At 70.9% G+C, this 3,784-nt stretch carries 5 protein-coding genes; 4 read left to right on the top strand and 1 reads right to left on the bottom strand.

What is annotated here, in order from left to right:
* A partial coding sequence (locus VF665_RS20740) for a hypothetical protein (protein WP_331055373.1) occupies positions 1 to 429 on the top strand: 429 nt, incomplete at its 5' end.
* Between the two features lies 1 nt (position 430).
* Here VF665_RS20740 and VF665_RS20735 read toward each other — a convergent pair.
* On the bottom strand, positions 431 to 619 hold the full coding sequence (locus VF665_RS20735) for a hypothetical protein (protein ID WP_331055372.1): 189 nt from the start codon (positions 617 to 619) through the stop codon (positions 431 to 433).
* 224 nt (positions 620 to 843) lie between these two features.
* Between VF665_RS20735 and VF665_RS20730 the strand changes: the two genes are divergently transcribed.
* The 3 genes from VF665_RS20730 to VF665_RS20720 form a co-directional block, all read left to right on the top strand.
* The gene (locus VF665_RS20730) at positions 844 to 2,190 is read left to right on the top strand and encodes a sigma-54 dependent transcriptional regulator (protein ID WP_331055371.1); all 1,347 of its coding nucleotides are present in this window, start codon (positions 844 to 846) and stop codon (positions 2,188 to 2,190) included.
* Between the two features lie 186 nt (positions 2,191 to 2,376).
* Entirely contained in the window at positions 2,377 to 2,952 is a 576-nt protein-coding gene (locus VF665_RS20725; RefSeq protein WP_331055370.1) for a hypothetical protein, read from the top strand.
* A gap of 25 nt (positions 2,953 to 2,977) precedes the next feature.
* On the top strand, positions 2,978 to 3,784 hold an 807-nt coding region (locus VF665_RS20720), incomplete at its 3' end, for a tetratricopeptide repeat protein (protein WP_331055369.1).

The following is a 3,784-nucleotide window of genomic DNA, read 5'->3' as shown; positions in this document are numbered from 1 at the left end:
GTGTCGTCCGCCGCCGCGGGCGAGGCCGCCGCCACCGTGCGCGTGCACGACGCCGCCAGCGGGCGCGTCCTGTTCGCCACCGACCAGCCCGTTCCCCTGCGCGGGCTCACGGCGGCGGAAGACGGGTCGCTCTTCGGGGTGGCGGATGGACGCGTCGTGCGCCTGCGCCACGAGCGCGACGGGCTCCCCCGGCTGTGGGCCCAGGCGCCGCGCGTGGCGGGGGAGGGCGACGAGGTGCGCCTGCGGGTGAACCCCGCGGGAACGCGGGTGGCGGTGTTCGGAAGCGGGCGGGGCGCGCGGATGATGGTGCTGGACGCGGCCACCGGCGAGGTGCGCGACCGGATGCAGGAGGCGCCCCTGGACGCCGCGTACGGCATCGGGGGGCGCCTCTACCTGCTGGATCGCAGGGCGCTGCGGGTGCTGCCCTGACTCAGTGGCCCATGTCGTCGCCGGTGGCGTTGCGCATCATCCACCCGGCCACCAGAAAGGGGAGCACGTTCAGCCCCAGGCTCACCGCCGCCGCCGCCATCAGGAACTTGTTCCCGTGCAGCAGCCCGTACACGAAGCCGCAGATGGCGGGAAGGGTGATCAGCACGGCGGCCATCAACGCGAACTTCATCAGATCCCTCTCCAGAGAAAACACGGGTTTGCGGGGCGGTGCCACGCGGGCGCGCACAAGGTTAGGGCGTGCGCCCTCATCCGGCAAGAGAACTGGAGATGATGTATCACCGGTGTAGCAGAAGGGGGAAATCGTTTGCGCCCCCGTGACACTTCCTCTATATTCCATCGGTTCAAACCCGAAATCCCTTTTTCCGCCACACCCAGCCGCCCTTCCATTCCACTTTGAAGGTCCTTCTTCTTGACGCGGACCGGAGTCTCGGTCGAACGCTCGAACCGGAACTGGACGACGCGGAGCTTACGGCCGCCTCGTCGCTTTCGGACGGGCTGCGGCTGATCGCGTCGGGAGCGTGGGACCTGATTCTGCTGGACGCGGACTTCAGCGGGGCGGGGATGGAGCTGCTCGGCCGCCTGCACCGCGAGAGCGGGATGGCGCCCGTGGTGCTGCTGTCGTCGCAGCCCAGCATGGACCTGGCGATGGAGGCCATCCGCCAGGGCGCGCACGACGTGCTCCCCAAGCCGCTCCCGCGCGGGCGCGTGCGCGAGATCCTGCTGGGCATCGAGGAGATCAAGCGGCTGCGCCCCCTGCCCGAGGCCGCGCCGGCGGAGGGGACCATCGTGGGCGCCAGCCCGTACATGATGGGCGTCTTCAAGTCCATCGCCCGCGCGGCCACCAGCGACGCCACCGTGCTGGTGCTGGGCGAAAGCGGGACGGGCAAGGAGATGGTCGCGCGGGTGCTGCACGCGCGCTCGCGCCGCGCGCGCGGGCCGTTCGTGGCCATCAACTGCGCCGCCATTCCCGAAAACCTGCTGGAAAGCGAGCTGTTCGGCCACGAGAAGGGCGCGTTCACCGGCGCCATCGGCCGGCGGATCGGCCGGTTTGAGCGGGCGCACAACGGCACGCTGTTCCTGGACGAGATCGGCGACATGTCCATGGCGCTGCAGAGCAAAATTCTGCGCGCCATCCAGGAGCGCGAGGTGGAGCGGGTGGGCGGCGGCAACCCGGTGGGCATCGACGTGCGCATCGTGGCCGCCACCAACCGCGACCTGCAGCAGGCCGTGGCCGAAGGGCGCTTTCGCGAGGACCTGTTCTACCGCCTGGCCGTGGTGACGGTGATGCTGCCGCCCCTGCGCGAGCGCGGCACGGACCTGGACCTGCTCTCGCTGCACTACTTTGCGCACTACGCGCGCGAGCACGGCCGGCCCATCCGCGCGGTGGCGGAAGAGGTGTTCAACGTGCTGCACCGGCACCCCTGGCCGGGCAACGTGCGGCAGCTGCGCAACGCCGCCGAGCGCGCGGTGGTGATGGCGGATGGAGAGATCCTGCTGCCGCAGCACCTGCCGGCCGACATCCTGAACCCGCCCGAGGCGTCGGGCGGCGCGTCGGCCTCCACGGGCACCGGGGGCGAGCCGCCGCTGGTGACCCTGGAAGAGATGGAGCGCCGCATGATCCGCCGGGCGCTGCGGGAGACGGGGAGCAACGTCACGGTCGCCGCGGAGCGTCTCGGCATTCACCGAAACACGCTCCGCCGCAAGATCCAGGAATACGGGCTGGGCCCCGGCACGGGGTAAGCGGGCGCCCCGGTCTGTGCACCGTGCACACTTTCGGTGCACCGGCGGCCGGGGCGCGGATTTGTCCATTTCGTCGCAAGTGGTTAGTTTCCAGACAGTTGCCGCGCGCGCTCGTCCGGGCGCGCCGCGGAACGCGCCGTGCACCGGCGTCGTCCGTCCGCTCTGTTCACCACTCCGGAGGACTTGATGATCCCCATTTTCCGCAAGCTGGGCACCGCGCTGGCAATCGTGGCCGCCCTGGCGGTCACGGGCTGCGCCGATGCAGGCACCCCGATCAGTGCCCGGGACGGCGTCCCCGCCTTCAACACCGGGGCCAATCCCGACGTCAACCAGCTGGCGCGCTTCCGCACCAAGCCGCAGGTCACCATTGCCTGGGCCAAGAAGTGGATCGGTCCCGAGGGCGGGCGCCTGGACTTCTACGGCTTCGCCATTGAAGTCCCCCGCGGCGCGGTGACCAAGACCACCCTGTTCACCATCCGGCTGCCGGTAGACCCCAACGGGTCCGAGCACGTGCTGGCGGAGTTCGGGCCGCACAACCAGCAGTTCAACGCGCCGGTGGCCATCGAGCTTCCGTACCGCGGCACCACGCTGGAAGCGGCCGCGGCCCCCACCATCGGCTGGTGGAACGACGCCTGGGTGGACATCGGCGGCACGGTGACGGCCGACGGGCTGCGGCTGCGCACGCTGACGAACCACTTCTCGACCTACGGCGGGATGGAGTCGTCCCCCCGCAACGGCACGCTCGTCGTCGGCGGCGGCTGAGTTCTTCTTCTTCCAGAATTCCCCAGTGGATCGCTCTCAGGCTACCGTAGCGGAACTGCTCGCCCTCGTCCCCGAAATGGACGAGTTCGAGCTGTTCCGGCTTCGCGTGATCGGTGCCGCCGTCCCCGACCCGGGACGCACCTGGGACAGCTCCAGCGCGTACGCCACCGTCGACAAGCGCCTGGTGTCGCCGGACGACGTGGAGCGCAGCATCCGCGAGGCGGAGGAAAGCCTGCGCCAGTACGTCACCACGCTGTATGACGGGCTGCGCCCGGTGTTCCGCGCTTTTTACGAGGGGCGGGGGGACGAGGCGGCGCAGCGGCTGATCCGGCTGGGCGAGGAGATGGAATCGCTCGGCCGCCTCAAGGGCGCGCGCCAGTGCTACCGCGCGGCGCTCACCCTCGCCCTCCCTCTGCAGGAAAAGGCGGCCCAGATCCTGGCGCTGCGCCGCATCGCGCGGGCGACGCTGGCGCTGGGCGACTTTCAGGACGCGGCGCAGCACTACGAGCGCACGGCGCAGCTGGCGCGCGACGCGGGGGACCTGCGCGGCGAGGTGGTGGCCCGCACCGGCCTCGCCAACGTGCTGGTGTGGCAGGGCGGATGGACGGAGGCGGAGCGCCGCTACCGCGACGCCCTGGCGCTGGCGGAAGCGGGCGGTGCGGAGCTGGCGCAGGAGCGGCTTCCCCTGCTGTACAACCTGGGGATGCTGGCCACCCGCATGGAGCGCCACGCCGAGGCTGAGGAGTGGCTGGGCCGGGCGCTGGAGCGCGCCCCGCACGACGGCACGGCGGTGGACCAGGCCAACTGCTTCATCAACCTGGCCCAGCTCCGC

This window comes from Longimicrobium sp., assembly GCF_036387355.1.
In the GTDB taxonomy this organism is placed as follows: domain Bacteria; phylum Gemmatimonadota; class Gemmatimonadetes; order Longimicrobiales; family Longimicrobiaceae; genus Longimicrobium.
The sequence above is the reverse complement of the archived record's forward strand: the minus strand, read 5'-3'. Positions and strand labels throughout refer to the sequence as shown.